21 protein-coding genes, 2 pseudogenes and 3 riboswitches are annotated in these 25,310 nt (G+C 68.2%); of the genes and pseudogenes, 9 read left to right on the top strand and 14 right to left on the bottom strand.

The window, feature by feature from the left end:
* Positions 1 to 59: 59 nt before the first annotated feature.
* The 5 genes and pseudogenes from ACFWFP_RS12230 to ACFWFP_RS12210 all read right to left on the bottom strand — a co-directional run.
* Positions 60 to 1,127 carry a magnesium and cobalt transport protein CorA gene (locus ACFWFP_RS12230; protein WP_379295129.1) on the bottom strand — a complete coding sequence of 356 codons (1,068 nt, stop codon included), beginning with the start codon at positions 1,125 to 1,127 and terminating at the stop codon, positions 60 to 62.
* A gap of 294 nt (positions 1,128 to 1,421) precedes the next feature.
* Entirely contained in the window at positions 1,422 to 2,045 is a 624-nt protein-coding gene (locus ACFWFP_RS12225; protein WP_379294790.1) for a carbonic anhydrase, read from the bottom strand.
* An 87-nt stretch (positions 2,046 to 2,132) separates the two neighbouring features.
* Positions 2,133 to 2,312, bottom strand: coding sequence for a hypothetical protein (locus ACFWFP_RS12220; protein ID WP_379294789.1), 180 nt, complete (start codon positions 2,310 to 2,312; stop codon positions 2,133 to 2,135).
* Positions 2,309 to 2,467: a hypothetical protein gene (locus tag ACFWFP_RS12215; RefSeq protein ID WP_379294788.1), complete on the bottom strand. Its 159-nt coding sequence runs from the start codon at positions 2,465 to 2,467 to the stop codon at positions 2,309 to 2,311. The genes ACFWFP_RS12220 and ACFWFP_RS12215 overlap by 4 nt, the downstream gene beginning before the upstream one ends.
* 187 nt (positions 2,468 to 2,654) lie before the next feature.
* Positions 2,655 to 3,350, bottom strand: a pseudogene (locus ACFWFP_RS12210) (helix-turn-helix transcriptional regulator); the annotation flags it as partial.
* A gap of 63 nt (positions 3,351 to 3,413) precedes the next feature.
* Here ACFWFP_RS12210 and ACFWFP_RS12205 point away from each other — a divergent pair.
* The gene (locus ACFWFP_RS12205) at positions 3,414 to 4,556 is read left to right on the top strand and encodes an epoxide hydrolase family protein (protein WP_379294787.1); all 1,143 of its coding nucleotides are present in this window, start codon (positions 3,414 to 3,416) and stop codon (positions 4,554 to 4,556) included.
* Positions 4,557 to 4,584: 28 nt separating this feature from the next.
* Here ACFWFP_RS12205 and ACFWFP_RS12200 read toward each other — a convergent pair whose 3' ends face one another.
* Complete coding sequence (locus ACFWFP_RS12200; RefSeq protein WP_379294786.1) at positions 4,585 to 5,931, bottom strand: flavin monoamine oxidase family protein; 1,347 nt, start codon at positions 5,929 to 5,931, stop codon at positions 4,585 to 4,587.
* A gap of 161 nt (positions 5,932 to 6,092) precedes the next feature.
* Positions 6,093 to 6,719 carry a TetR/AcrR family transcriptional regulator gene (locus tag ACFWFP_RS12195; RefSeq protein WP_379294785.1) on the bottom strand — a complete coding sequence of 209 codons (627 nt, stop codon included), beginning with the start codon at positions 6,717 to 6,719 and terminating at the stop codon, positions 6,093 to 6,095.
* A 114-nt stretch (positions 6,720 to 6,833) separates the two neighbouring features.
* Between ACFWFP_RS12195 and ACFWFP_RS12190 the strand changes: the two genes are divergently transcribed.
* Both ACFWFP_RS12190 and ACFWFP_RS12185 read left to right on the top strand, forming a co-directional pair.
* Positions 6,834 to 8,195, top strand: a complete 1,362-nt coding sequence (locus ACFWFP_RS12190; protein WP_379294784.1) for a flavin monoamine oxidase family protein — start codon at positions 6,834 to 6,836, stop codon at positions 8,193 to 8,195.
* Between the two features lie 125 nt (positions 8,196 to 8,320).
* The gene (locus ACFWFP_RS12185) at positions 8,321 to 9,292 is read left to right on the top strand and encodes an LLM class flavin-dependent oxidoreductase (protein WP_379294783.1); all 972 of its coding nucleotides are present in this window, start codon (positions 8,321 to 8,323) and stop codon (positions 9,290 to 9,292) included.
* Here the strand turns inward: ACFWFP_RS12185 and ACFWFP_RS12180 are convergent.
* From ACFWFP_RS12180 to ACFWFP_RS12160, 5 genes are all read right to left on the bottom strand, one after another.
* Entirely contained in the window at positions 9,252 to 10,637 is a 1,386-nt protein-coding gene (locus ACFWFP_RS12180) for an ABC transporter ATP-binding protein (RefSeq protein WP_379294782.1), read from the bottom strand. The two genes, ACFWFP_RS12185 and ACFWFP_RS12180, sit on opposite strands and share 41 nt — an antisense overlap.
* Positions 10,634 to 11,449, bottom strand: coding sequence for an ABC transporter permease (locus ACFWFP_RS12175; protein WP_379294781.1), 816 nt, complete (start codon positions 11,447 to 11,449; stop codon positions 10,634 to 10,636). Before ACFWFP_RS12175 ends, ACFWFP_RS12180 begins: the two co-directional genes overlap by 4 nt.
* Positions 11,446 to 12,387 carry an ABC transporter permease gene (locus tag ACFWFP_RS12170; RefSeq protein ID WP_379294780.1) on the bottom strand — a complete coding sequence of 314 codons (942 nt, stop codon included), beginning with the start codon at positions 12,385 to 12,387 and terminating at the stop codon, positions 11,446 to 11,448. Before ACFWFP_RS12170 ends, ACFWFP_RS12175 begins: the two co-directional genes overlap by 4 nt.
* An 8-nt stretch (positions 12,388 to 12,395) precedes the next feature.
* Positions 12,396 to 14,051 (bottom strand): ABC transporter substrate-binding protein, encoded by a 1,656-nt coding sequence (locus ACFWFP_RS12165; RefSeq protein WP_379294779.1) that lies wholly within the window; start codon positions 14,049 to 14,051, stop codon positions 12,396 to 12,398.
* Between the two features lie 17 nt (positions 14,052 to 14,068).
* Positions 14,069 to 14,261: riboswitch (cobalamin riboswitch) on the bottom strand.
* Positions 14,241 to 15,416, bottom strand: a complete 1,176-nt coding sequence (locus ACFWFP_RS12160; protein WP_379294778.1) for a hypothetical protein — start codon at positions 15,414 to 15,416, stop codon at positions 14,241 to 14,243. Its footprint overlaps the riboswitch before it by 21 nt.
* A 154-nt stretch (positions 15,417 to 15,570) precedes the next feature.
* Positions 15,571 to 15,775: riboswitch (cobalamin riboswitch) on the bottom strand.
* Between the two features lie 184 nt (positions 15,776 to 15,959).
* Positions 15,960 to 16,152, top strand: a riboswitch (cobalamin riboswitch).
* Positions 16,153 to 16,301: 149 nt separating this feature from the next.
* On the opposite strand from ACFWFP_RS12160, the gene glyA reads away from it, so the two are divergent.
* Positions 16,302 to 17,603, top strand: coding sequence for a serine hydroxymethyltransferase (gene glyA / locus ACFWFP_RS12155; RefSeq protein ID WP_379294777.1), 1,302 nt, complete (start codon positions 16,302 to 16,304; stop codon positions 17,601 to 17,603).
* Between the two features lie 82 nt (positions 17,604 to 17,685).
* The gene (locus tag ACFWFP_RS12150; protein WP_379294776.1) at positions 17,686 to 18,675 is read left to right on the top strand and encodes a methylenetetrahydrofolate reductase; all 990 of its coding nucleotides are present in this window, start codon (positions 17,686 to 17,688) and stop codon (positions 18,673 to 18,675) included.
* Positions 18,676 to 18,717: 42 nt separating this feature from the next.
* Here the strand turns inward: ACFWFP_RS12150 and ACFWFP_RS12145 are convergent, their stop codons facing one another.
* The gene (locus ACFWFP_RS12145) at positions 18,718 to 20,148 is read right to left on the bottom strand and encodes a short-chain fatty acyl-CoA regulator family protein (protein WP_379294775.1); all 1,431 of its coding nucleotides are present in this window, start codon (positions 20,146 to 20,148) and stop codon (positions 18,718 to 18,720) included.
* A 155-nt stretch (positions 20,149 to 20,303) separates the two neighbouring features.
* On the opposite strand from ACFWFP_RS12145, the gene prpD reads away from it, so the two are divergent.
* The 4 genes and pseudogenes from prpD to ACFWFP_RS12125 all read left to right on the top strand — a co-directional run.
* The gene (prpD, locus tag ACFWFP_RS12140; protein ID WP_379294774.1) at positions 20,304 to 21,806 is read left to right on the top strand and encodes a 2-methylcitrate dehydratase PrpD; all 1,503 of its coding nucleotides are present in this window, start codon (positions 20,304 to 20,306) and stop codon (positions 21,804 to 21,806) included.
* Positions 21,806 to 22,720 carry a methylisocitrate lyase gene (gene prpB / locus ACFWFP_RS12135; protein ID WP_379294773.1) on the top strand — a complete coding sequence of 305 codons (915 nt, stop codon included), beginning with the start codon at positions 21,806 to 21,808 and terminating at the stop codon, positions 22,718 to 22,720. The genes prpD and prpB overlap by 1 nt, the downstream gene beginning before the upstream one ends.
* Positions 22,720 to 23,844, top strand: coding sequence for a bifunctional 2-methylcitrate synthase/citrate synthase (locus tag ACFWFP_RS12130; protein ID WP_379294772.1), 1,125 nt, complete (start codon positions 22,720 to 22,722; stop codon positions 23,842 to 23,844). The genes prpB and ACFWFP_RS12130 overlap by 1 nt, the downstream gene beginning before the upstream one ends.
* A gap of 108 nt (positions 23,845 to 23,952) precedes the next feature.
* A pseudogene (locus ACFWFP_RS12125) lies at positions 23,953 to 24,357 on the top strand (biotin carboxylase N-terminal domain-containing protein); the annotation flags it as partial.
* A 14-nt stretch (positions 24,358 to 24,371) separates the two neighbouring features.
* On the opposite strand, the gene ACFWFP_RS12120 reads toward ACFWFP_RS12125, so the two are convergent.
* The gene (locus tag ACFWFP_RS12120) at positions 24,372 to 25,307 is read right to left on the bottom strand and encodes a LysR family transcriptional regulator (protein WP_379294771.1); all 936 of its coding nucleotides are present in this window, start codon (positions 25,305 to 25,307) and stop codon (positions 24,372 to 24,374) included.
* Positions 25,308 to 25,310 lie beyond the last annotated feature (3 nt).

Below are 25,310 nucleotides of genomic sequence, written 5' to 3'. Positions count from 1 at the left end.
TGTCCTGTCGCCGAGACGAGGGACATCCTCGATGCGGCCGGGAACATCGCGAAGGTGATTCAGAGCCACTTGATCCGGCGGAACACCACGATCAGTGTCGCGCAGAGGGTGGCCATCGTGGCCAAGACCACGGGGTAGCCCCACGTCTGCTTCAGTTCGGGCATGTAGTCGAAGTTCATGCCGTAGATGCCGGCGATCATGGTGGGCACGGCGAGGATCGCGACGAACGCGGAGATCTTACGCATATCGGTGCTCTGCTGGACGGCGATCTTGGCGACCGCGGCGCCGACGAGCGTGGTCAAGGTTTCGTCGAGGTCGTTGATGCGTTCGGCGACGCCGCTGTGGTGGTCGGTGACATCGCGCAGGTAGCGGCGGACTTCCTTGGGTAGCGGCGTCTGCGGACCCGCGAGGGTCTGCAGCGGACCGGCTAGCGGGCGCACCGCGCGGCGCAGTTCCACGATTTCGCGTTTGAGCTGGTAGATCGCCTCGATCGGGAGAGTGGTGCGCGGGGTGAACAGTTCTTCTTCCATGGACTCGACGTCGTACTCCACCGCCGAGGTGACGTCGTGATAGGACTCGACGACATGGTCGGTGATCGCGTGCAGGACGGCCCCGGGCCCGAGAGCGAGGCGGTCGGGGTCGGCCTCGAGCCGGTGGCGCACTCGGACGAGTCCGGTGTGTTCGCCGTGGCGGACCGCGACGACGAAGTCGGGGCCGGTGAAGACCATGATCTCGCCGGTTTGCACGATCTCGCTGACGATGTGCATGTCGTGTTCGACGTAGGCGACAGTGCGCATCGCGGTGACCAGGGTGTCGTCGTAGCGTTCGAGCTTGGGGCGTTGGTGGGCGTTGACGGCGTCCTCGACCGCGAGGGGGTGCAGACCGAAGACGTCCGCGATCTCGCTCATCTGATGCTCGTCGGGTTCGAACAACCCGACCCACACGAAACCTGTACCGCGGGTGCGGATCTCGGCCAGCGCGGAGGCCGGTGAGAATCGGCCCGGAAGCCGGGCACCGTCGACGTAGGCGGCGCAGTCGACGATCGCGCGCGCGGTCGGCACGGTGGGTTTGGGTACCACCTCGATGACTCGGCGTCGCCGGGACCGGAACGGTGCCCGCGCGACCATCGAGCTGATGCCGCGAGACGGCGTCGCCCCCGCCGCTGTTGTCCCGGTGGGAACTATCTTGTGAACCATCGATTCGACCGTTTCGAAATCAGCTGCCCGTGGTGGCGGGCAGGGGCGGAAGGGGGGCCGCCCGGAGTCACGTCGATGTCCACATGTCTCGCAGCATGGCAGGCACCCGAACAGTCGCACAACTGCGCCTGCATCGACTTACCGGCGGGCGTAGAGATTGCGTAAAGATCGCCGGATATGCCGCCTGTCGGCCGGTCCCCGGTGGGACGGGGACCGGCCGTACCGTCAGGCGAGTTCGCCGATATCGCCGATGACGCTGCGCAGCTGGGCCCGCCCGTCGGCGAGGTTGTAGGTCACGCAGGCGATGGCCAGCTCTCCGGCTTCGACGCGGTCGGAGATCGTCGACGAACGCTGCATGAGCAGCTGCGCGGTTTCCTCCACGTGGCGGGCTTCCAGATCGTCGACGTTGGTCAGGCCTTCCCGGCGTCCGAGCAGGATCGAGGGTGTGACGCGTTCGACGACGCTGCGGATGAAGCCACCCGGTACCGTCCCGTTGTCGAGGGCGTCGATGGTGGCGGCCACCGCGCCGCAGGAGTCGTGACCGAGGACCACGATCAGCGGCACCTGCAGCACCGCGACGCCGTATTCGATCGAGCCGAGCACCGAGCTGTCCACCACATGACCCGCGGTACGCACGACGAACATGTCCCCGAGCCCGCGGTCGAAGATGATCTCGGCGGCGACCCGGGAATCACCACAGCCGAACAGGATCGCCGAGGGCTGCTGGCCACCGGCCAGCTTGGCGCGATCCGCGGCACCCTGGCTGGGGTGCTGCAGGGTATCGGTGACGAAACGGTCGTTTCCGTCACGCAGGGACTTCCACGCGGCTACAGGATTCGAATGAGGCATGACACCCATATTGCCCGAATTGCGGCATGCGGCGGCAACGGCCTCCCAGAGCGGCAGGTTGACGTGGCGCGTCGTGGTGTCGATGCGTCAAGGGTTCAGCCAGATGTCCCAGCCGAGACAGACGACGGTCGCGACGAGAACACCGGCCGCCGTCGCGATGAGCAGCAGCGCGAGGGTTCGGGTTTCGGCGGTGATCAGGATCGAGATCGTGACAGTGCACGCCACCAGTGCGGCGACCGTGCGGTACCGGTGGACGAAAGCTCTCATCGGACCTCGATCCGTTCGTGCTCGCGCGAGGGCGCCGGTGCGTACCGGTAGTCGGGACGTGCGGGCTTCGCCTCATGGGTGTTGAGATAGCGCAGCACAAGAATTCCGGTGAGGAACCAGCCCAACAGGGCCGACACCACCAGCAGTGGCTCCACGGACAGCTCCGAATCATGATGTGGATGAACGTGCCACCAGGGTGCGCTCCGCAGGAGCCGACGGACAGCTGCTCTAGGCGATGTTGGCGATACCCTTACACCCCCGCGAGTGGTCCGGGCGCCATGGCGAGTCCCGCTAGCGATTCCGGGTGCTGGGTTCGGGAGCGGACGCGTTCTTCCGAGCCGTCTTGCTGACGCGTTCGACGACGTAGTCGACGGCATTGTCTGCCGGGATCGCGCGCGGCTGGAACCGTGCGCCCGTCGGTGTATGCGCGACCATGCGGTCGACACGAAAGATCCGCCAGCCGGCCCGGTCGAGATCCCACGCGAGCAGATACCAGAGCCGCCCCCAGGTCACCAGCCGTTGCGGTTCGGTGTGGCGGGCACCTTCGGTTCCCCCTGGCTTGGTGTATCTGAACCGGAGTCGCTCGTGGCCGCGGATCGCGGCAGCGACCGTGGCGAGACCCGCGAGATCGAGCGGCGGTGCAGCCCCTGGAACGACGCTCGTCGCCTCGCGTACCGCGGCGACGCGCCGACGCAGGCGCGAGGGCAGCACCTGCTCCAGCTTCGCGAGCGCGGTGAGCGATGTCTCTTCGACCCCGAGCCGCTGGGTCGCCACCGCACCCAGTCCGACCGCGACGGCCACGGCCTCGTCGTCGTCGAGCAGCAGTGGGGGCATCGCCGTCCCGGCCGCCAGCCGGTACCCGCCCGCGACGCCGGGACGTGCGTCTACGGGATATCCGAGCGAACGCAGCTTGCCGATGTCGGCGCGCACAGTCCGCGTGCTCACCTCGAGCCGACCGGCGAGCTCGGAGCCCGTCCAGTCCCGCTGGAGCTGGAGCAACGACAGTAGTTCGAGCAGGCGGGCCGAGGTCTCCAACATGTTCTCGATCATTTCAGCAATTGCGGAAGCTATCCTGCCGCATTACCCGGGAACGTGGGCGTCATGACCGAGAACAACGCCCTCACCCCCTTCCGCGTCGACATTCCGCAGGCCGACATCGACGACCTTCGTCACCGGCTGACCCACACGCGCTGGCCGATCCCGGTGCCGGGCCGAGACGATCGGACCGACTTCAGCCGTGGCATCCCGCTGGCGTATCTGAAGGAGCTCGTCGATTACTGGCGTGACGGGTTCGACTGGCGTGCGCAGGAGGCGAAGCTCAACGAGTACGACCAGTTCACGACGGTCGTCGACGGCCAGCGGTTCCACCTCGTCCACGTGCGATCGGCGAACCCGGCGGCCACCCCGCTGATCCTGAACCACGGCTGGCCGGGTTCGTTCGTCGAATACCAGCGACTCATCCCGCTCCTGACCGACGAGTTCCACGTGGTCGTCCCGGCGCTGCCCGGCTTCGGGTTCTCCACGCCACTGTCGGGGACCGGCTGGGAGCTGGCGCGGACGACGGAGGCCTATGCCGAGATCATGACGCGCCTGGGGTACGAGAGATTCGCGGCCCACGGCACCGACATCGGTTCGGGCACCGCTTCCCGACTCGCGGCGCTCTATCCGCAGCGCGTCATCGGCACGCACATCGGCGCCGACCCGCGGTATCTCGGGTTGGTCGGCGACAAGTTCCCGCTGCCCGAGGGTCTGTCCGATGACGAGATCGCCCAGCTCGCGGCAGTGCGCACCGAGGACGCGCGCGACCGCGGGTATCTCGAGATGCAGAACCACCGTCCCGACACGATCGGCGCGGCGCTCACCGACTCGCCGGTCGGTCAGCTCGCGTGGATCGCCGAGAAGTTCAAGACCAGGGCCGCCGGCGACCACCGGACGCCGGACGAGTCGGTCGACCGCGACCAGCTCCTCACCAACATCAGCCTGTACTGGTTCACCCGGAGCGGCGCGTCGAGCGCGCAGTTCTACTACGAGGGCGAGCACTCCGGACTCGACTTCGTCATGGCCTCCGGCGTGCCGTCGGGCTGGGCCGTGTTCGGCACCCACCCGCTCGTGCGTCGCGTGATGGACCCGGGGAAGGAGATCGGGCACTGGAGCGAGTTCACCGAGGGCGGTCACTTCCCCGCGATGGAGGAGACCGAGCTGCTCGCGGACGACATCCGCACCTTCTTCCGCGGCATATCGTGACCTCGTGCGGGCCCGAGTTGCCCGTGTGTCATCGCCCCCGGTCGGTGTCGCGCCCCAGGGATGAATCAGGAAGGGCGGCAGCGACTTCGGCGCAGGCGCGTTCGCCGGACTCGATAGCACCTTCGATGTAGCCGGCGTGCTCGCGCGCGGTTTCGGTGCCTGCCCAGTGGAGGTGGCCCAGCGGGGTCGTATCGGCGGGCAGGTACCGGTCGTCGATGCCGATGTCCGGCAGGGCCGCGTAGCCGCCGCCGACGTGCTGGTCCTGGTGCCATGACTTCTCGTGCCAGCCGTGCGGCGCGAGAACGTCCGGGCCGAGGTGGGTGGCGAGCGGGCCGAGGATCGCCGCGCGGCGGGCGGCGCTGTCGAGCCCGTCGAGGGCGCGGGCTTCGGGACCCGCGACGAGGATGCACAGATGGCCGGGACCGCCGGGCGGCGAAGTATCGAAGGTCGCCGAGCCGGGTTCGGTGAGCAGCAGCAATTCGGCGTGGGCGCGGTCGCGCCAGAACGGCCGATCGTAGACCGCGATCGCCTTGTACACCGAACCCATATAGGTGTTGTCCTGCAGTCGGATTCGCGCGGCGGGCAGTGCTGGGTGGTGTGCGATGCGCGCCGCCATCGGGGGTGGGACGGTCACGATCACCTTCGCGGCGCGGTAGGTGCCGGTGGCCGAATGGATCGTGACACCGTCGTCGTCGCGGTGGATCGCGGTGACCGCGCTGTCGAGGATCACCCGGTCGCCGAGATCGGCGGCGAGGCGGTCGGCCAATGTGGCGGCCCCCTCGGCGATCAGGCTCTCCTGCGCGCCGCCCGCGGTGGACAGCATCGTCCGAAATCCGCCTTGGAAGCGGATCAGCTCGAGAAAGTCACGCACCGAGTACCGGTCGAGGTCGGCGGTGGTGGACACCGAGACGATGACGTCCAGCAGTCGCCGCGCCCGCCGGTTCGGCACGTGCTCCAGCCAGGAGCGCACGCTCTGCACGTGCCATGCGCGCGGTGTGCCGACTCGTGCGGCGATCTCCCACATCAGCAGAACCGCGTTCGTCACCACCGCGACCACGCCCGAGTTCGAGACGACCGCGTCGCCGTCGACGACCGTGGCTCGGCTCGGCGTCCGCATCGCGAAGACCGACGTACCGAGTTCGGCGGCCAACGCCTCGAAGCGGTGGTGTCCGCGGCCGATCCATTGACCGCCGAGGTCGACCCGTGAACCGAGCACGGTGGTCTCGGTCAGCACCCGCCCGCCCGGGCGTTGCGCGGACTCGAGCACGAGGACGTCGATACCCCGGCGGTGTAATGCGCGGGCCGCGATCAGTCCGGCCATGCCAGCGCCGATGACGACGACAGTGGTGGCGCGTGGCGGTGTCTGCTGGGCCATCGTCTCACTCCCGGTGTGCGTCGGTGCCGACCGCGGCTCCCGCTCGGACGCGGGAAGGCAGGAAGTAAGTCGGACATCCGTACGAATCACGATAGGTTGAAAGTGGCCTACGGCGCAAGGGTGACAACGCGGAGGTTGTGAAGTGGTGACGCCGAGCGGGTTCAGCGCCTGGTCGCGCTCCGGGCGACCGGTTGCGGATCGGCGAACAGCACCAGCATGTCGAGGGCTTGGTTCAGGTCGCGCCGCGCGCGGTCGGCGTCGGGTTTGGACACGTACTGCAGGATCAGCCCGTCGATCTGGGCCAGCGCCAGCCGTCCGAGCGTGTCGAAGCCGACCGCGCAGCGCTCACCCGCCGCCTGGGCGGCCTGTTCGCAGAACTCGGTGACGACCGAGCGGTAGCGCTCGTACTGCAACTGGGCCAAGCTGCCGCCGGCTTCGGTGCGCAGCGAGTACGTCATGAGCTCGTACTGCATGATCTGCAGTCCGATCCGGTCGGCGACCAAGATCTCCCAGAAGCTGGTGACGCCGTGGCGCAGCGCGTGTTCGACGCCCTTGTCGAGCTCGAGCTGGGCCCGCAGCGCCTCGGAGATGTCACCGATGACGGCGGTGATGACCGCCCCGAGCAGCTTGTCCTTGGTGGGAAATATGTAGTGCAGCGTGCCGAGTGGGATTCCCGCCTCGGCGGCGACCGCGCGCAGCGTGGTGGCGGGTACTCCGACCGTGCTGAGCACGGCGACAGCCGCCGCGACGATCTGCTCCTCGCGCTCGGACGCTTTGACGTAAACCACGGGTTCTCCTCGCTCCACGGTCGGACGAATATCGCCACAACTCTTGCACATGCCCCCGGGGTGACCTACATTACAGTCGGACAACCGACCGAGATTCGAGTGAAGGAATCGGCGATGACTGATATCGACGTTGTGGTGGTAGGTGCCGGTCTCGCCGGCTTGACCGCAGCCAGGGAACTCACAGCCGCCGGCCGCACGGTGCGCGTACTCGAGGCGCGAAGCCGGGTGGCCGGACGCACTGCCGGCGCCACCCTGTCGAACGGGGTTCCGGTCGAAATGGGCGGACAGTGGATCGGCCGAACCCAGACCGAGGTCTTGCGATTGGTCACCGAACTCGGCCTCGAGACTTTCCCGACCTACGACGCGGGGGAGTCGGTGACCCGCTACCGGGGCACCGTCACCCGCTACCGCGACGAAACCTTCGGCCTGTCCGACCGGGCCGCCGCGGAGGTGGGCCGTCTTCAGGCCGAACTCGAGACGATCGCCGCCACTGTCTCGCTCTCCTCGCCCTGGACCGCGCCGGACGCGGCCGAACTGGACCGCCGAACCGTCGACGAGTGGTTGCGCGCGAACACCGACAACGACGAGGTGCTGGCGTTCTGGGCCGCGGTCGTGCCTGCGCTGTTCTCCGCCGAAACCGCGGAGATGTCGTTGCTGCACTTCCTGTTCTATATCAAGTCCGGCGGCATGCTCGACGTTCTCGTCGGGGTTGCCGGCGGTGCGCAGGAGTTGCGGGTCGTGGGCGGCACGCACCAGATCTCCGAACGGCTCGCCGCCGCGCTCGGTGACGATGTCGTCGTGCTCGACACCCCCGTGTGGGCCATCGCCCACGACGAGAACCGTGTTCGGGTCAGCTATTCCGGTGGGACGATCACCGCCGGACAGGTCATCGTGGCGATTCCGCCCACCCTGGCCGGACGGCTGACCTATCAGCCCGCACTGGCCGCCGCCCGCGACGGTCTCACCCAGCAGATCCCGATGGGGTCGGTCATCAAAGTCCAGATCGCCTACCCGACACCGTTCTGGCGCGATACCGGCCTCAGCGGATTCGCCTTCGACCTCGACGGCGCCATCGGCGTCACCCTCGACAACTCCCCGCCGGACGGGTCGTGTGGGGTGATCGTGGCCTTCTTCGAGGGCGCGCACGCGCGCACGGCGGCGAACTGGAGCGCCGCCGAACGCCGCGCCGCGGCCGTGGACACCCTGACCGAGCTGTTCGGTCCCCGAGCCACCGAACCGATCGACTACGTCGAATTGAACTGGATGGAAGAGGAATACACCCGCGGCTGTTACGGCGGCCGATTGGGCGCCGGAGTGTGGACGCAGTACGGGGCTGCGCTGTCGGCACCGATCGGACGGATCCACTGGGCAGGCGCGGAGACAGCGCAGGTGTGGAACGGCTACATGGATGGCGCGGTCCGGTCCGGTCATCGCGCGGCGGCCGAAGTCCTCGCCCGTATCGCGGATCAGGACTGACGGCGTTCGCGACACTGCCGGGCGATATTCTGACGTCGTGCTTCGGACGCGACGCACGCGCGGGGGGCTGGTGGACCAGGACCGAGGCCGTGGTCGGGCTGACGCTGTGACGGGACGGTTGAGAAATGCGGTTCGGGTTCATCTCCCATGTCGTCGGTGACGGCGACTCCGCTGAGGTATTGCGAGACGCGGTCGAGACGGCGGTGGAAGCCGAGGAGTGCGGGTTCGATTCGTTCTGGGTGGCGCAGCATCATTTCGGGGCGCAGCGGGCGCATTGCCCGTCGCCGTTGGTGTTGCTGGCCGCCGTCGCGCAGCGGACCAGCCGAATCCGATTGGGGACGGCGGTGATGATCGGATCGTTGGAGGATCCGGTCCGGCTGGCGGAGGACGCCGCGATGGTGGACGCGCTCAGTGGTGGACGGCTCGAACTCGGGCTCGGTGCGGGCGCGGACGCGCGGACCGCCGAGCGGTTCGGCAGGGACCATGAGGACCGGCACGAGAGATTCACCGAGGCCGTGCATCAGCTGTGTGAATTATTCGGTCCGGCAAGCGATCTGGTACCGGCGGCGCCTGGCTTGCGGGAACGGCTGTGGCTCGGCACGGCGTCGGTATCGGGGTTCGATCTCGCTGCCGAGCTCGACCTCGGGGTGCTCACCGGACGGACCTCGACCCCGCTGGGCCCGCGCGACGACATCGCGGCCGAACGGGTCGCGAAATTCTGTGCCGCGCAGGACGCGGCGGGGCGAGTGCCGCGTGTCGGAGTGTCCCGATCGGTCCTGTGCGCCGCCACGGCCGCAGAGGCGTTCGAGCACCTGCGGCCCGGTATCGAAGACTGGGTCGCGGTGGGTGTCGCGGCAGGGCGGTTCCCGCCCGGGTTCACCGCGCGCGACTACGTCGGCACCGGCCACTGCTACGTCGGCACCGGCAGCGAGGTGGCGGCCGCGATTCGGCGCGATCTCGTGGTCCCCGACGCGACCGACTTCCTGTGCAACGTCCAACCGGCCGGACCGTCTCCCGCCGCGGTGCGCACCAGCCTGCGATTGTTCGCCGACAACGTCATCGCTCGGTGGGAAGGCGCGGCGGCGCGTCGATCGTGACCACGGTATCGGCGATGTCACGCAGGGTGCGTTCGGAATGCGACACCAAGACGATCGCCATTCCGTCGTCGGCGAGTTCTCGCAGGATTGCGAGAATGCGCGCCGCCGCGGCTTCGTCGAGCGAGGCGGTCGGTTCATCGGCGAGGAGCAACCGCACATTCCCGGCCAGCGCCCGGGCGATCGCCACGCGCTGTGCTTGGCCACCGGACAGCTCGTGTGGCCGGCGCATCGGATCCAGCTCGCTCAGACCCACTCGCCGCAGCGCCTCGCGGGTGACCGCGATGGCCTCGGCCGTACGCAGACGACGGCGCAAGCGGGGCTGCAGCGGTTCGGTGATGCCCCGGTAGATCGGCCTGCGTGGGTCGAGGCTGCCCACCGCGTTCTGGAACACCACCCCGACCTGTCCCGGCGGGGGCGGTCCGGGCCGGTCGTCCCAGATCAGATGACCGTCGCTCGGGGGCTCGATCCCGGCGAGGATGCGCAACAGTGTGCTCTTGCCCGCGCCTGACGGCCCGGACAGACCCACGATCTCGCCCTGGCGGACAACGAGATCGGTGGTCGCCAGCCCGGTGCCAGTCGGGTACCGCTTGGCCACCGAGTGCGCCCGCAGAATGGGCGCGGTCGCGGGCACCGGCTTGCGCTTCGGGGTGGGCTGTTCGGCCATCGGTGTCTGAAGCGTCGATTCGACGACGGTTCCGTTGTCGACCAGATAGATCCGGTCGGCGTACTGCTCGACCAGGCGCCGATCGTGGCTGACGACGAGCAGCGCCGCGGATCCGGCCGTCAGTGCCGTCATGACGCGGTGCGCGTTGGCGTCGTCGAGCGCCGAGGTCGGCTCGTCGGCCAGCACCAGCGGCGGATCGAGAGCACGTGCGGTCGTCACCGAACCGCGTTGCAACATGCCGCCCGACCACATGAACGGACGCTGCCGGACCGCGGTCCCCGGATCGAGGATGTCGACGGTGGCGAGGTCGGCGATGATCCGCCCGTCGGGAACCGCCCGCCCGCGAATGCGCCATGGCTGAGCGATATTGGCCCCCACCGGCATGATCGGGTCCATCGCGCTGAACGGGTCCTGACTGACGTAGCCGAGCACGGTGCCGCGTATTTCGCGAAAGTCCTTCCGAGACAGCGCGACCCCGTCGACGAGGATCGTGCCCCTGACCTGTGCGGTGTGGCCGAGGGTACCGAGCAGCGCCCGGACGATGGTGGTCTTGCCGCTCCCGCTCGGCCCGACCACAGCGACCGTCTCGCCGCGATGGACGCGTAGCGACACATCGCGCAGCACGGGATCGTCGTCGCGGTAGGTGATGGTCACCCCACGGAGCTCCGCGATGGGCGTCATCGCCGCTCCGTGTCTCGAAGGCCCTCGGCGATCAGGTTCGCCGCGGCGGCCATGGCCAGGATCGCCACGGACGGGGTGATCAGCAGCCACGGTGCGGCGGTGAGGAATCGGCGGGCATCGCCGAGCATCGCGCCGAGTTCGGCCTCGGGCATCTGAACCCCGAGCCCGAGGAAGGACAGCCCGGCCAAGGCGACCACGATGCCACCGAGCCGCAGGGTGGCCACGATCAGGAAGGGGCCGAGCACCGCGGGCAGGAGATGTCGCGCGCCGATCGCGGGTCGGCTCACTCCGGCTACCCGCGCGGCGACGACGTAAGGGCGCGAGCGGGCCTCGAGGGTGAGTGCTCTGGCGACTCTGGCGTCGGCGGCCCAGCTCGCGATCACCAGCGCCATGAGCAGATTCAGGTAGCCGGGACCGAGCAGGCCGACCACGGCCAGCGCCAGCACCAATCCCGGGATGGCCAGCACGATGTCGATCGCCCGGGAGACCGCCCGGTCGAGCCTGCCACCGTAGAGACCGGCGCCCACGCCGACGAACAGACTGATCGTCGCCGATCCGGCCAGGACCAGCAGCGCCGAGAGCAACGACAGCCGCAGACCGTACATCACCCGGGCGAACTGATCGCGCCCGTATTGGTCGGTACCCAGCCAGAATTCGGTGCCCGGCGCGACCAGCTTGTCCCCGTAGTGCGGTTCGTTCGGTGGATAGTGCGCGATCAAGGGACCCACGATCGCCAGGACCAGCAGGACCGCGAGCACGATGATCCCGGCGCGCACGGACCCGGGTAGGCGACGACGCACGACGGTGCTCATGTGTCGACCGCGATCCTGCGGTCGATCACCGCGGACAGCAGATCCGCGACCAGACTGCTGATCACATAGCTCGCTGTCGCGAACACCGTGAACGCCTGGATGACCGGCAGATCTCGCGTTCTCACCGACTCGACCACATACGAACCGAGCCCGGGCCAGGTGAACACTGTTTCGACGACTGTCGCCCCGCCCAGCAGCACCGCGGTACCGACCGCGAGCGCGTGCAGCGACGGAACGGCGCTGTTGGGCAGCGCGTGCCGCCACAGAATCCGCCACCGCGAAGCCCCACGCGCCCGCAACACCGCACCGGTCGGCGAATCCATGAACGTCAGCAGATTCGCCCGCAACAGCCGCGACCAGGTGTCGGACAGACCGACCGCCAGGCACACCGCGGGCAGCCACACTTGGCCCCACGTTCCATCGAGCGCGGCCTTGCCGAACCCCAGCCCGACGACGAACACCTGGATCAGCAACAGCGCCACCACGAATCCCGGCACGGACGCGAACACCAGAGCCAGCCACCGGGTGCCGTGATCGGGCCAGCGTCCCGGATGCCGTGCCGCGACAACGCCGAGCACCACCGACAACGCCAGCGCGAGGAACAGCGCCGTCGAGGCCAGGGTCAAGGTCGCGGGGAGACGCTCGCCGAACTCACCCGAGACCGGCCGCCCCGACACGAACGACAGCCCGAGATCGCCCTGAACAACACCCCACAGCCAGTGCGCGTACTGCTCGAAGACAGTCCGATCCAAGGACAGCGAGTGCGCGAGCGCGCTGATCTGTTCGGGGGTCGGCTCCGGGACACCCTGGGCGAGCAGGATCATCCGCGCCGGATCGCCCGGCGCCAGCGGGAGCAGAGCCCAGATCAGCACGCTCGCCCCGAGCAGCGTCAGCCCGGCCTCGACGACCCGGCGCCGGGCCAGGACCAGCAACCGCATCGCGGCCGCTAGTCGCCGGTCCGGCTGGTGAGATGCCTGCGCACGTTCGACACCCGGTAGTCGGCCCACTCCGGGCCGGTGACCACCGTGAAGTACTTGAACGTCCCGGCCGCCACGTACGCCTGCTCACGCACCAGGATCTCCTGCGCCCGCTCGAGCAGTGCGTCGCGGCGTGCGGTGTCGAACTCGCCACGCAGTTGCGCACCGATCGCGTCGATCTCCGCGTTCGCCACGCCCTGGGCATTCGACGAGCCCCCGGTCGTCCAGCGCACCAGGTACGGCTGGATCGGGTCGGCGGTGCCCGACAGCGAACCGCTCAGCGCCACCGACGATTCCCACGCGCCGGGGTCCTTCTTCACGGCCGCGGAATCCTCGGCATTGTTGATCTGCAGGTCGAAACCGGCGCGGGCGAGCTGGTCCTTCATCGCGATCGCGACATCGTTGGTTTCCGGGCCCTGGGCCTGAGTCACGAACCGCACCACCAGCTTCCGTCCGTCCTTGGCCCGGATCCCGTCGCCGCCGGGCACCCAGCCCGCCGCGTCGAGCAGGCGTTTCGCCGCGTCCAGATCGTGGACCTGGTTGTCGAGCGCGAACGACATCGACGGCGGGTACAGCCCTGTGGCGGGTGCGAACTGGCCGTTGCCGACATCGGCGGCGACACCCGCGTAGTCGATCGCCGCGGTGAACGCCTTGCGCACCGCGGTGTCGGTGAAGATTCCCGCCTTCAGATTCATCTCCACCAGCAGCGACTGCAGTGCCTGCGCCGAGGACAGCACGTGCATGTCGCGGTCACCCCGCAGTTCCAGCTTGGCCGAGGTGGACGGGTAGAACGCCATATCGGCCTCGCCGCTGCGCACACCGGCCAGCCGGGCCTGCTCGTCGGGCACGACGCGGACCGTGACTCCCCGCAGCGGCGGCGTCCCCTCCCAATGGTTCGGGTAGGGGGCGAGTTCGAGATTGTCCGGGGTCCACGCGGTGATCGCGTACGGACCCGAGTACGCGCCCGCGCCGACGATCTTCGCCGAATCGCCGCCCGCGGCGTCCATCGCGGCGACGTCATAGATCTGCAGTGAGTTGTCGCGTGCCGCGAGCGCGGCGGGAACCATCGCGTTCGGCGCCGGGGTGGTGATCACCACCCGCGCGCCGTCGGCGGTCACCGTGGTGGCCGGGTCCAGATAGACTTTGGCCGCGGTGGATTTCGCGATCTGCCTGGTCAGCGCCGCGGCGACGGCCGGTGCGTCGACCGGCTTGCCGTTCTGGAACGTGACACCCTCGCGCAGCCTCACGACCCAGCGGGTGTCGCCGTCACGGACGACCGATTCGGCCAGCCACGGCGCGATCTCGCCCGACTCCGTGATCTGCAGCAGGTTCTCCGCCACGCCCCAGTCGAACAACCAGTTCGTTCCGGTGCCCGCCGGATCGAGACCGGCGATCTTGTAGGAGTTGTAGATCGTCAAGGTCTGGTCACCGGCTTCGCGCAGCGCGCGTGCCGCCGAGGCGGCGCCACCATCCCCGTTGTCGTGTGCGGCGCAACCGGTGAAGACCAGCGCGACGGCGAGCATGCCCGCTATGGTCGCGGCGGCGCGGAAACGGCGACCTCGTCCGATTCCGGCATGGTCGGACAGCCGCGCGGCACCTGGCCCGCGGCGAGTGAACACTGGCATTTCCCTCATCCTCGTGAAACTCGATCCTGAAGCAGCGCAGGTATCCTGGCTCCCGGATCAACGCTCGCCCTCGGCCTTCCAACCCAGGAAAGGTCGTGGCCACATGATGAAGGTCTGCTACCCGGTCACAGTTGCGGGACAGCCCCGGATTCGCACCGGTGTTCCCTGCGCAGCGAACTTAGCATTGCCTCACCGAAGACGGATCGGCTGCGTGGTGGCCTCGCGCGCGGCCCGCAGTTCCGTGGCTACCGCCTCGGTGCCTTCGGCCAAGGCTGTGGCGAGGATTCTGATCTCGGTGACCTTCTCGGCGCCGCAGGCCTGGAAGGGGCGCAGCCGCTCATCGAGACCGGGCGCGGGGGTCAGCGCGTACGGAACATGAAGCAGCGAGCAGGAACTCGACACCGCGACCGAGCCGGTGACGCCGAGCAGCGAGCCCAGGGTGCTCAGCGCCGCGTCCAGATCGGTGCGCCAGGTGTCGCGTCCGTCGACCACCCCCGCCACCACCAGCTTGCGGGTCAGCGCCGGGATCGAGGCGACGGACCGCAGTGTGGCCCCCGCGGTGAAATCCAGGGCGACACCGTCGATGCCCATGTCGGACAACGCGGCCAGAGCGCTGTCGTTGTGCCCGAACGAGGTGGCGACGAGCACGGCGGGCCGCCGCGGGGTGCCGCACAGCGCGGCATAGGTGGATCGCAACCGGGCCAGTTCGGTGGTGGTGAGATCGGTGCCGAGGATCGGTTCGTCGAGCTGTACCCACGACGCGCCCGCGTCGGCGAGCCGCGCGAGCAGGTCCTGATAGAGCGGGACCACTTCGGCGAGCCGGTCGAGCGGGTCACCGTCGGCGTGCTCGGACAGTGTCAGAAAGGTCAGCGGGCCGACGACCACCGGGCGCGCCGGTACTCCCAGGGCGGTCGCTTCGGCCAGCTCGGCAAGCAGTTTCTGAGGGTGCAGGCTGAAGCGGGTCTGCTTGTCGATCTCGGGAACGAGGTGGCGATATTCGGTGCCGAACCACTGGGCAGACCGCAGTGGGGCGATGGTGCCGGTCCCCTGCGCGGCGGCGAAGTAGCGGTCGAGCGGGTCGGCGATATCGAGCACCCGGGCCGGCAGCGCACCGAGCATGACCGCCGTGTCGAGCAGGTGATCGCGATAGGAGAAAGTGCCGACCGGGATGGAATCCAGGCCGGCCGCGGCCAGCACGCTCAGGTGGGCGTAGCGCAGTTCGCGTGCGGTGGTGTGCAGTTCGGCGGCGTCGGCGGCGCCCGAACGGTAGGCCTCGACGGCGCGCTCTAGTTCGCGGTGGGGTCCGATCCGGGGCAGGCCGAGAACGGTTGCGGTGAACGGAGTGGGCGGGACTGCCACGGTCATCGTCTCCAGTGCGGTGCGAACGGTCGCCGCCGATTCCGAGCAGCGTCGACCGTCGACCGCTGGCCGACGAGGAGATGTCGCCGTGCCGGAATGCTCCGGAGGTCGAGGAGGTCGGTCCGCGCGCCCGGTCCACGAGGCGGTGGCCGCCGGGCACGGCGTGCCCGGCACAGCGGGCAGGTCTTCGGACTCGTGAGCACCGGCCTGGCTCGGCCGACCTACTGGCCGTCGCTTCCCGGGCGGAGCCCAGTGCGTGATGACGGCGGTCGTTCCCACTCACCGCTGCGGGACAGTCCCGGATTCTCACCGGGTTCCCTCTCACCGGCCGCCGGTTGCCCGGTACCCGGCTTCGACACGCTCACGAAAGCCCGGGAACCCGGATCTTCCAGTGTGAACGCGAACCAGCTGCGCACTCAGCATAGTGGGCGGACAGGCGGGGCCGTGCGGTATCCCGGCCCCTCCGGGTATCGGGACGCGGATGGCCGTATGCTGTGCGGGCAGCTGGTTCGCCGGTGGCGAGGACGACGGGAGCCCCCGCGCCGCCGCCGGTGTCGACACTTCGCGCGACAGGACTGTCGTGTGGTGGAGAGGGAACCCGGTGGGAATCCGGGACTGTCCCGCAGCGGTGAGCAGGAACGAACGCCATCAACGGCACTGGGCTGTCCATGTCCGGGAAGCGATGGCCAGTAGGTCGGCACGGGGAGTCCCGGTCGGCGCCCGCGAGTCCGAAGACCTGCCGCTGTGCCGGGCGCGCCGCGTCCGGCGGTTGTCGCCTCGTGGATCGGGCGCACACCGGCGATCACCCGAATCGTGTTGTGCGAGTGCGGGTTCGCCGTGTTGCGCCTCTAGGGCGGCTACCGTTTGCTGCCAGTCGACGGAGAACACATCGTGGCCCGATCCGCTACCACCGCCCGCTCGGTGAATACCCAGTCTCTCGGTGAGCTCGATCCCGAGTTGGCCGCCGCGATGGCGGGCGAGCTCGCCCGTGAACGCGACACCCTCGAGATGATCGCTTCGGAGAACTTCGTGCCGCGCGCGGTCCTGCAGGCGCAGGGCTCGGTCCTCACGAACAAGTACGCCGAGGGCTACCCGGGCCGGCGCTACTACGGCGGCTGCGAGGCCGTCGACGTGGTGGAGACCCTGGCTCGCGACCGTGCCAAGGAACTGTTCGGCGCCGAATTCGCCAACGTGCAGCCCCACTCGGGCGCCCAGGCCAACGCCGCGGTGCTGATGGCGTTGATGAACCCGGGCGAGACCCTGCTGGGTCTGGACCTCGCCCACGGTGGTCACCTCACCCATGGCATGCGCCTGAACTTCTCGGGCAAGCTCTATGACGTCCATTCCTATGGTGTGTCGAAGGAAGATCACCGGATCGACATGGACGAGGTGCGTGACATCGCGCGCAAGGCCAAGCCGAAGGTGATCGTCGCTGGGTGGTCGGCGTATCCGCGTCATCAGGACTTCGCGCGCTTCCGTGAGATCGCCGACGAGGTCGGCGCCTACCTGTGGGTCGACATGGCGCACTTCGCCGGTTTGGTCGCCGCTGGTTTGCACCCCTCGCCGGTGCCGTATGCCGATGTGGTGTCCTCGACGGTGCACAAGACTCTCGGTGGTCCTCGCTCGGGTCTGATCTTGGCCAAGCAGGAGTTCGCCAAGAAGCTCAACTCCGCGGTGTTCCCGGGTCAGCAGGGTGGCCCGTTGATGCATGTGATCGCCGCCAAGGCCGCGGCGTTCAAGATCGCTGCCACCGAGGAGTTCGCCGACCGTCAGGTTCGTACGCTGTCGGGTGCGCGGATCCTGGCCGAGCGTCTGACCGGTGCCGATGTGCAGGGCAAGGGTGTTTCGGTGTTGACCGGCGGTACGGATGTGCATCTGGTTCTGGTCGACCTGCGCAACTACGAACTCGACGGCCAGCAGGCCGAAGACGTTCTGCACGAGGTCGGCATCACCGTCAACCGCAACGCGGTTCCGTTCGATCCTCGCCCCCCGATGGTCACCTCGGGCCTGCGCATCGGCACGGCTGCCCTGGCCACCCGCGGCTTCGGTGATACCGAGTTCACCGAGGTGGCCGACATCATCGCCGCCGCCCTGGCGGGCACCTCCGATGTCGAGACCTTGCGTGGTCGTGTTTCCAAGCTGGCTCAGAGCGTGCCGCTGTATCAGGGCCTCGAAGACTGGACGCTCCTCTGAACTACTGCTCACCGCTCGGTGCCCGCCGCGGCCGGGCGGGCACGAGCGAGCCGAGTACACGATGGGGCAGAGGAGACCAACCATGACGACAACCAGTTCGGGGCGGCCGTACTGCGGTGAAACCGTGGGCGGCACCGGCCATTCGGTGGCCGGGAGCCTGCGTACCCACGCGGGTGCGACCGGGCGCGTGCCGTTCTCCGTGGAGTTCAACCCGCCACGCGACGGGGCGGGGGAGGCTCGGCTGTGGCGAGCGGTGCGCGAATTCGAGCGGATGCACCCGGCTTTCGTCTCGATGACCTACGGCGCGGGCGGCTCGACCAAGGACCGCACCGTCCGGATCACCGGGGAGCTGGCCCGCGAGACGACGCTGCTGCCCGTGGCGCATCTGACCGCGGTCGGGCACAGCGTGGAGGAGTTGCGCGCGCTGGTCGGTTCGTATGCAGACTCCGGCATCCGCAACCTGCTCGTCCTGCGCGGTGACCCGCCGGGAGACCCACTGGGCGCCTGGCCCCGGCATCCCGATGGTGTGGAATACGCCGAGGACCTGGTGCGGATCGTGCGCGATCTGGGTGACTTCCACGTCGGTGTCGCCTCGTTCCCGCAGGGGCATCATCGTTCGCCGGATCTGGACCACGACACCCGCTTCCTCGCCGCGAAACTGCGTGCGGGCGCGGAGTATTCGATCACCCAGATGTTCTTCGACGTCGAGCACTACCTGCGGCTGCGCGATCGCGTGGTGGCCATGGATCCGATCGAGGGCGCCAAGCCGATCATCCCGGAACTGATGCCGATCACCTCGCTGCGCACGGTCACCCGTGCCGAGGAGCTGTGCGGTCGCCGGTTGACTGCCGCGGTCATGACCAGGCTCCGCAAAGCCGCGGGTGATGGACCGGAGGAGAACCGCGCCGCCGTGCGTGCCGAAGGCATCGAGATCGCCACCGAGATGGGGCAACGCCTGATCAGCGAGGGCGCGCCCTGTCTGCACTTCATCACGCTGAACTTCGCCAAGGCGACCAGCGAGGTGCTCACGAACCTCGGCTACGGCGTGACGGCGGCCCCGCTCGGCGCCTGACGCATCGACCACCGGGCCGATCACGCACGGGCAGTTGCTGATTCAGCTCTCGTCGCCGGTCCGGTGGTCCGCGGGCGTGTACGGAATATTGGTGGCCCGGTTGTCGTCGACCCGGATCGAACGGCCGAGCTGGGGGAAGGCGCGCTGTGCGCAGTTGGGGCGCTCGCAGACCTTGCAGCCCGCCCCGATCGGCACGGCCGTCGACTCGTCGTGCAGCGGTAGTCCGCTCGAATAGACCAGACGCTCGGCGTGCGCGATATCGCAGCCGAGTCCGATCGCGAAATCGCGTTTGGGAGAAAGAAATCCGGGAGTGCTCTCGTCGGTCGTGCGAGCCAGCCATAGATATTTGCGGCCGTCGGGCATCTCCGCGATCTGGGTGCGGATCCGCCCCGGCGTCGTGAAGGCGTCGTGCACCACCCACAGCGGGCAGCTGCCGCCGACCCGGGAGAAGTGAAAAGCGGTGGCGGACTGGCGCTTCGAGATGTTTCCCGCACGGTCGGTGCGGACGAAGAAGAACGGCACGCCGCGCTGATTCGGGCGTTGCAGCGTGGAGAGCCGGTGACAGACCGTCTCGAAACCGACCTCGAACATCGACGACAGCAGTTCGATGTCGTAGCGCAATTCCTCGGCGGCAGCGCGGAACCGGGCGTAGGGCAGGATCAGCGCGCCCGCGAAGTAGTTCGCCAACCCGATCCGCAGCAGATCCCGTGACTCGGCGGGCATACTCACGGTCGACGTGATGGCCTCGATGGTGTGGCTGTGCGACAGGAAGGCGAGCTGCGTGGCGAGCTGGAACGCGCGCTGCCCGGCCGAGAGCCTGCGCGCCAGCACGATGTGCCTGGTCGCCGGGTCGTAGACGCGTTTGGGTCCCGGATCGGCGGGATTGTCGGAGCGGATCGTGACGGTGACGCCGTATCGCTCGCTGAGCAGCCGCGACAATTCCAGGTCGAGCCCGCCGATGCCGAGCCGGTTCTCGGTGAACAGGGCCTCGGCGGCGAGATCGAGTTCGGGAATGTGATTGCGGCGGTCATAGAAGAAATCGCGCACGTCCTCGTACGGAGTGACGGCCCCGCCCAGTGGTGACTCGATCCCGGCGGCGAACTGCTCGATCTGCTGGGCGCTGCTGCGCAGCCGGCGATGCAGGCTGACCAGCAATCGAGCCGCCGCGGGGACCCGCGCGGTGAGATCGTCCAGTTCGGCGTTGGTGATCGTGGTGGCGTCCGGATCCTCCGCGAAGATGTCGTGCAGGTCGGCCAGCAATCGCGCGTCGGTATCGGCCGCGAAGAAACCCATGTCCAGATCGAAGGTGGCATTGAGTTTGAGCAGGACCGGCACCGTCAGCGGGCGCTGGTCGTTCTCGAGCTGGTTGATATAGCTCACCGATAGCTCGAGCAATTTCGCCATGGCCGTTTGCGACAGGCCACGCTGGTCGCGCAATGTGCGCAGCCGGGCGCCCGCGTACATCTTCTGCATACGGCCCAATCTAGCACCGGCGACTTTCACAACTTTCACAGATTCACAGGTCGCGTTCCGCAAATTTAGGCATTTGTGAGGCATTTTGCTGGGGTTATGCGCTGTGTAACGTGCGAAATGTCCGGTGAATATTCGACGTCTTGGAGGCCACCGCTGTGAAGCATCACCTCGTCCGCACCTACCGTTCCGCTGAGGACTTCCCGCGCACGGAGCACCTGGCCTGGCGGATCGCCGAGGTAGCGGCCGACCCGGTCGCGGTCCCGGCGGACACCGAGGAGATGATCGTCAACCGCATCATCGACAACGCCTCGGTGGCCGCGGCCTCGATCACCCGCCGGCCGGTCGCCAACGCTCGCGCGCAGGCACTGGCCCACGCCTACGGTCCGGGCGCGGCCGTGTTCGGCGTGCCCGGCCGGTTCTCGCCGGAATGGGCCGCCTGGGCCAATGGCGTCGCGGTCCGCGAACTCGATTTCCACGACACCTTCCTGGCCGCGGAGTACTCGCACCCGGGCGACAACATCCCGTCGATCCTGGCCGCCGCCCAGCACACCGGCCGCAGCGGCGCGGATCTGATCCGCGGTCTGGCCACCGGCTACGAGATCCAGGTCGACCTGGTTCGCGCGATCTGCCTGCACGAGCACAAGATCGACCACGTCGCCCACCTCGGCCCCTCGGCCGCGGCGGGCATCGGCACCCTGCTCGGCCTGGACACCGAGACGATCTACCAGGCGATCGGGCAGGCCCTGCACACCACGACCGCCACCCGCCAGTCGCGCAAGGGCGAGATCTCGAGCTGGAAGGCCTACGCACCGGCCTTCGCCGGGAAGATGGCCGTCGAGGCCGTCGATCGCGCGATGCGCGGTGAAGGCGCCCCCTCGCCGATCTGGGAGGGCGAAGACGGTGTCATCACGTGGCTGCTCGGCGGCCCGAACGCGGAGTACTCGGTGCCGCTGCCCGCGCCGGGGGAGGCCAAGCGCGGCATTCTCGACACCTACACCAAGGAGCACTCGGCCGAGTACCAGAGCCAGGCGCCGATCGACCTGGCGTTCCGCCTGCGCGAGCGGGTCGGTGACCTGGACCAGATCGCGACCGTCGTGCTGCACACCAGCCACCACACGCACTACGTGATCGGCACCGGCTCGAACGATCCGCAGAAGTTCGATCCCCAGGCCTCGCGCGAGACCCTCGATCACTCGATCATGTACATCGTCGCGGTCGCCCTGCAGGACGGCACCTGGCACCACGAGCGTTCCTACGCCCCCGAGCGCGCGCAGCGTCCCGACACCATCGAGCTGTGGAACAAGATCTCCACCGCCGAGGACCCGGAATGGACCCGGCGCTACCACTCCACCGACCCGAACGAGAAGGCCTTCGGCGCTCGCGCCGAAATCACTTTGAAGAGCGGCGAAGTCATCGTCGACGAGCTGGCTGTCGCCGACGCGCATCCGCTGGGTGCTCGTCCGTTCGCGCGTGAGCAGTACATCGCGAAGTTCCGCACCCTGGCCGATGGCGTCATCGACCCGGCCGAGCAGGACCGCTTTCTCGATGTCGCCCAGCGCACTCCGGAGCTGACCGCCGAGGAGCTGGGCCAGCTGAACTTCACCGTCTCCGACGAGGTTCTCGGCCGCACGCCGCGGCTGCCGAAGGGGCTGTTCTGATGACCGGCCTGCTGGCAGCGTCGACCTCGGCCACCGACAAGCGCGGCGCGTTCCGGGCGGGCCTGGCTTCGGACCGGATCCAGCGCATCCCCGGCGCGTTCAATCCGCTGGTGGCCAAGCTGATCCAGGAGATCGGCTTCGAGGGCGTCTACGTCTCGGGCGCGGTGGTCTCCGCCGATCTGGCCTTGCCCGATATCGGGCTCACCACGCTGAGCGAGGTCACCGAGCGCGGCCGCCAGATCGCCCGGGTCACCGACCTGCCGGTCCTCATCGACGCCGACACCGGCTTCGGTGAGCCGATGAGCGCGGCCCGCACCGTCACCTTTCTCGAAGACGCGGGCATCGCCGGTGCCCACTTCGAGGACCAGGTCAACCCGAAGCGGTGCGGCCATCTCGACGGCAAAGCCGTTGTCCCCGTGGAGGAGATGGTGCGGCACCTCCGGGCAGCGGTCGCGGCGCGGCGCGATCCGAACTTCGTCATCTGCGCCCGCACCGACGCCGCGGGCATCGAAGGCATCGACGCGGCGATCGACCGAGCGAAGGCCTACGCCGACGCGGGCGCGGATCTGATCTTCACCGAAGCCCTGCACACCCCGGCGGATTTCGAGAAGTTCCGTGCCGCGGTGGACATCCCGCTGCTGGCGAACATGACCGAGTTCGGCAAGTCCGAGCTGATCCCGGCCTCGACGCTGGAGGAGATCGGCTACAACGCGGTGATCTACCCGGTCTCGACGCTGCGGCTGGCGATGTTCGCCGCCGAGGCCGGGCTGCGCGAGATCTTCGAACAGGGCACCCAGTCCGGTCTGCTCGACCGGATGCAGCACCGCAGCCGCCTCTATGAACTGCTGCAGTACGAGCGCTACAACGAATTCGATTCCGACATCTTCAATTTCGCGCTGAGAAGGGATCAGTGATGACCGACATCGCTGTACCGACCATCTACAAAGGGCTCGCCGGTGTCGTAGTCGACACCACCTCGATCTCGAAGGTGGTCCCGGAAACGAACTCGCTGACCTACCGCGGCTATGCCGTGCAGGACCTGGCCGCGCACTGCTCCTTCGAGGAGGTGGCCTACCTGCTCTGGCGCGGTGAGCTGCCCAGCCACATCGAGCTGGAACGGTTCTGCCAGCAGGAGCGGGCGTCCCGGCGCGCGGACCGATCGCTGCTGTCGCTGGTGGCGAAGATGCCCGACAACTGCCATCCGATGGACATCGTCCGCACCGCGATCAGCTACCTCGGCGCCGAGGACCCGGCCGAGGACGACAACTCCGCAAAGGCCAACCGCGCCAAGGCGCTTCGGATGCTCGCGGTGCTGCCGACCATCGTGGCCGCCGACCACCGTCGCCGCCACGGCCTTGATCCGATTCCGCCGCACTCCCATCTGGGGTACGCGGAGAACTTCCTGAACATGTGCTTCGGCAGCATCCCGTCGCGGGAGCTGGTCAAGGCGTTCGAGGTTTCGCTGATTCTTTACGCCGAGCACAGTTTCAACGCATCTACTTTCGCGGCGCGCGTGGTCACGTCGACCCTGTCCGATATCTACAGCGCGGTGACCGCCGCGATCGGCGCGTTGAAGGGCCCGTTGCACGGCGGCGCCAACGAAGCGGTCATGCACGACATGCTCGAGATCGGCGATCCCGCTCTCGCCGAGGAATGGTTGCGCACCAAGCTGGCGCGCAAGGAAAAGGTGATGGGCTTCGGCCACCGGGTCTACAAGAACGGTGATTCCCGGGTGCCCACGATGAAGAACGCGTTCCTCGACATCGCCGCCGCGACCGACGGCGGCAAATGGGTCCAGATGTACGAGATCCTCGAACGCACCATGAACGAGGCCACCGGCATCAAGCCCAACCTCGACTTCCCGACCGGCCCCGCCTACTACCTGCTCGGCTTCGACATCGAGGTGTTCACCCCGATCTTCGTGATGAGCCGGATCACCGGCTGGACCGCGCACATCATCGAGCAGGGCGAGTCGAACGCTCTGATCCGGCCCCTGAGCGAATACGTCGGGGTGCCGCAACGGACGGTCGTGGCCTGACCCACACCTAGTTCCTCCTCGGCGGTCCGCACCACTGCGCGGACCGCCGACCCGTTCCGGCGCACCACCCCTCGCGCCCCGACTCGACAAGGTCGACCGAGCAGATGCCTGGTAGCCAATCGCGGTGAGATCGCCATCCGTGCCTTCCGCGCCGCGTACGAACTCGGCATCGGCACAGTGGCGGTGTTCCCGCACGAGGACCGCAATTCCGTCCATCGCCTGAAGGCTGCCGAGTCCTATCAGATCGGCGAAGAGGGTCATCCCGTTCGCGCGTATCTGTCGATCGAGGCGATCATCGAGGCCGCCAAGAGCGCCGGTGCCGACGCGATCTACCCCGGGTACGGGTTCTTGTCGGAGAATCCTGACCTCGCTGCGGCTTGTGCTGCCGAGGGCATCACGTTCATCGGCCCGACCGCCGAGATCCTCGAGATGGCGGGCAACAAGGCCACGGCTATCGCGGCGGCGAAGGCGGCTGGACTGCCGACGTTGAAGTCCAGTGTGGCGTGCCTCGATGCTCGCGGCCCGCTCTAATTCGTCGCCGTCGCCTGTGCGAAGACGTCCCGAACACGCGCGCGCAACCATTCATGCTCCACATCGGCATCGTGGCGGGGATGCCAGGCCATAGCGATGTCGACTGGGGACATGGTGAGTGGGATCGGCACACTGACCAGCCCGACGGACGCGATGAGTCCGCGATGCACGCGTCCTCCGGCTACCCCGATCAGGTCGCTGTCGCGGACGAGAAGCAGCCCGGCGGTGAAGTTCGGTGCCGACGCCACCACGCGGCGGCGCAGACCGAGATCGGCGAGGGCGAAATCGATCGGACCGGTCAGTGCGCCGCGGCGTGAGACGCTGAGATGGTCGGCCGCGGCGAAGCAGTGCACAGTCAGTTCGCCATCGGCGAGCCGGTGACCGTGCCGCATGGTGGCGACCACCTGGTCGGTGAACAATGTTTCGACTCGCACCTCAGGGAGCACGGTACTGATCTGCCCGATCTCCAGATCTACTGTGCCGCTGCGCAACCCGCTGTCCGTCGCCGCGCCTTCGGCGAGGAATCGCAACGAAACACCGGGCGCCGCCGCATGGATCGCCGCGAGCAGCTCACCACCGAGCGCGGCGACGAGGGCCTCGTCGATCTGGATCGCGAACTCGCGTTCTAAGGTTGCCGGTTCGACCGCGGCGACCGGGGCGAACAGCAGCCCGGCCCGCTCGACGAGTTCGCGGACCTCTGCCTGGATGGACAGCGCTCGCGGAGTCGGGGACATGGTTCGTCCGGTCCGCACCATGACCGGGTCGGCGAGGGCAGTACGGATACGTCCGAGTGTGCGGCTCATCGCGGGCCCGGACAGGTGCAGGCGGGCGGCGGCCCCGCCGACACTGCCCTCGTCGAGCAAGACATCGAGCGCGATCAGCAGGTTGAAGTCGATGTTGGACAGTGATGTTGTGGAGTGCACGGCACGCATTTA

The organism is Nocardia sp. NPDC060249 (assembly GCF_042728755.1).
GTDB lineage: Bacteria > Actinomycetota > Actinomycetes > Mycobacteriales > Mycobacteriaceae > Nocardia.
This window is presented reverse-complemented; position numbering and strand designations above follow the sequence as displayed.

Excerpts from the sequence above, each read along its gene's own strand:
- ACFWFP_RS12230 (WP_379295129.1), bottom strand. The coding sequence starts at position 1,127 with ATGGTCGCGCGGGCACCGTTCCGGTCCCGGCGACGCCGAGTCATCGAG.
- ACFWFP_RS12200 (WP_379294786.1), bottom strand. The coding sequence starts at position 5,931 with ATGGCCCAGCAGACACCGCCACGCGCCACCACTGTCGTCGTCATCGGC.
- ACFWFP_RS12185 (WP_379294783.1), top strand. The coding sequence starts at position 8,321 with ATGCGGTTCGGGTTCATCTCCCATGTCGTCGGTGACGGCGACTCCGCT.
- ACFWFP_RS12205 (WP_379294787.1), top strand. The coding sequence starts at position 3,414 with ATGACCGAGAACAACGCCCTCACCCCCTTCCGCGTCGACATTCCGCAG.
- ACFWFP_RS12220 (WP_379294789.1), bottom strand. The coding sequence starts at position 2,312 with ATGAGAGCTTTCGTCCACCGGTACCGCACGGTCGCCGCACTGGTGGCG.
- ACFWFP_RS12165 (WP_379294779.1), bottom strand. The coding sequence starts at position 14,051 with ATGCCAGTGTTCACTCGCCGCGGGCCAGGTGCCGCGCGGCTGTCCGAC.
- ACFWFP_RS12170 (WP_379294780.1), bottom strand. The coding sequence starts at position 12,387 with ATGCGGTTGCTGGTCCTGGCCCGGCGCCGGGTCGTCGAGGCCGGGCTG.
- ACFWFP_RS12120 (WP_379294771.1), bottom strand. The coding sequence starts at position 25,307 with ATGCGTGCCGTGCACTCCACAACATCACTGTCCAACATCGACTTCAAC.
- ACFWFP_RS12175 (WP_379294781.1), bottom strand. The coding sequence starts at position 11,449 with ATGAGCACCGTCGTGCGTCGTCGCCTACCCGGGTCCGTGCGCGCCGGG.
- prpB (WP_379294773.1), top strand. The coding sequence starts at position 21,806 with ATGACCGGCCTGCTGGCAGCGTCGACCTCGGCCACCGACAAGCGCGGC.
- ACFWFP_RS12180 (WP_379294782.1), bottom strand. The coding sequence starts at position 10,637 with ATGACGCCCATCGCGGAGCTCCGTGGGGTGACCATCACCTACCGCGAC.
- ACFWFP_RS12225 (WP_379294790.1), bottom strand. The coding sequence starts at position 2,045 with ATGCCTCATTCGAATCCTGTAGCCGCGTGGAAGTCCCTGCGTGACGGA.
- ACFWFP_RS12160 (WP_379294778.1), bottom strand. The coding sequence starts at position 15,416 with ATGACCGTGGCAGTCCCGCCCACTCCGTTCACCGCAACCGTTCTCGGC.
- ACFWFP_RS12145 (WP_379294775.1), bottom strand. The coding sequence starts at position 20,148 with ATGCAGAAGATGTACGCGGGCGCCCGGCTGCGCACATTGCGCGACCAG.
- ACFWFP_RS12190 (WP_379294784.1), top strand. The coding sequence starts at position 6,834 with ATGACTGATATCGACGTTGTGGTGGTAGGTGCCGGTCTCGCCGGCTTG.
- ACFWFP_RS12130 (WP_379294772.1), top strand. The coding sequence starts at position 22,720 with ATGACCGACATCGCTGTACCGACCATCTACAAAGGGCTCGCCGGTGTC.
- ACFWFP_RS12150 (WP_379294776.1), top strand. The coding sequence starts at position 17,686 with ATGACGACAACCAGTTCGGGGCGGCCGTACTGCGGTGAAACCGTGGGC.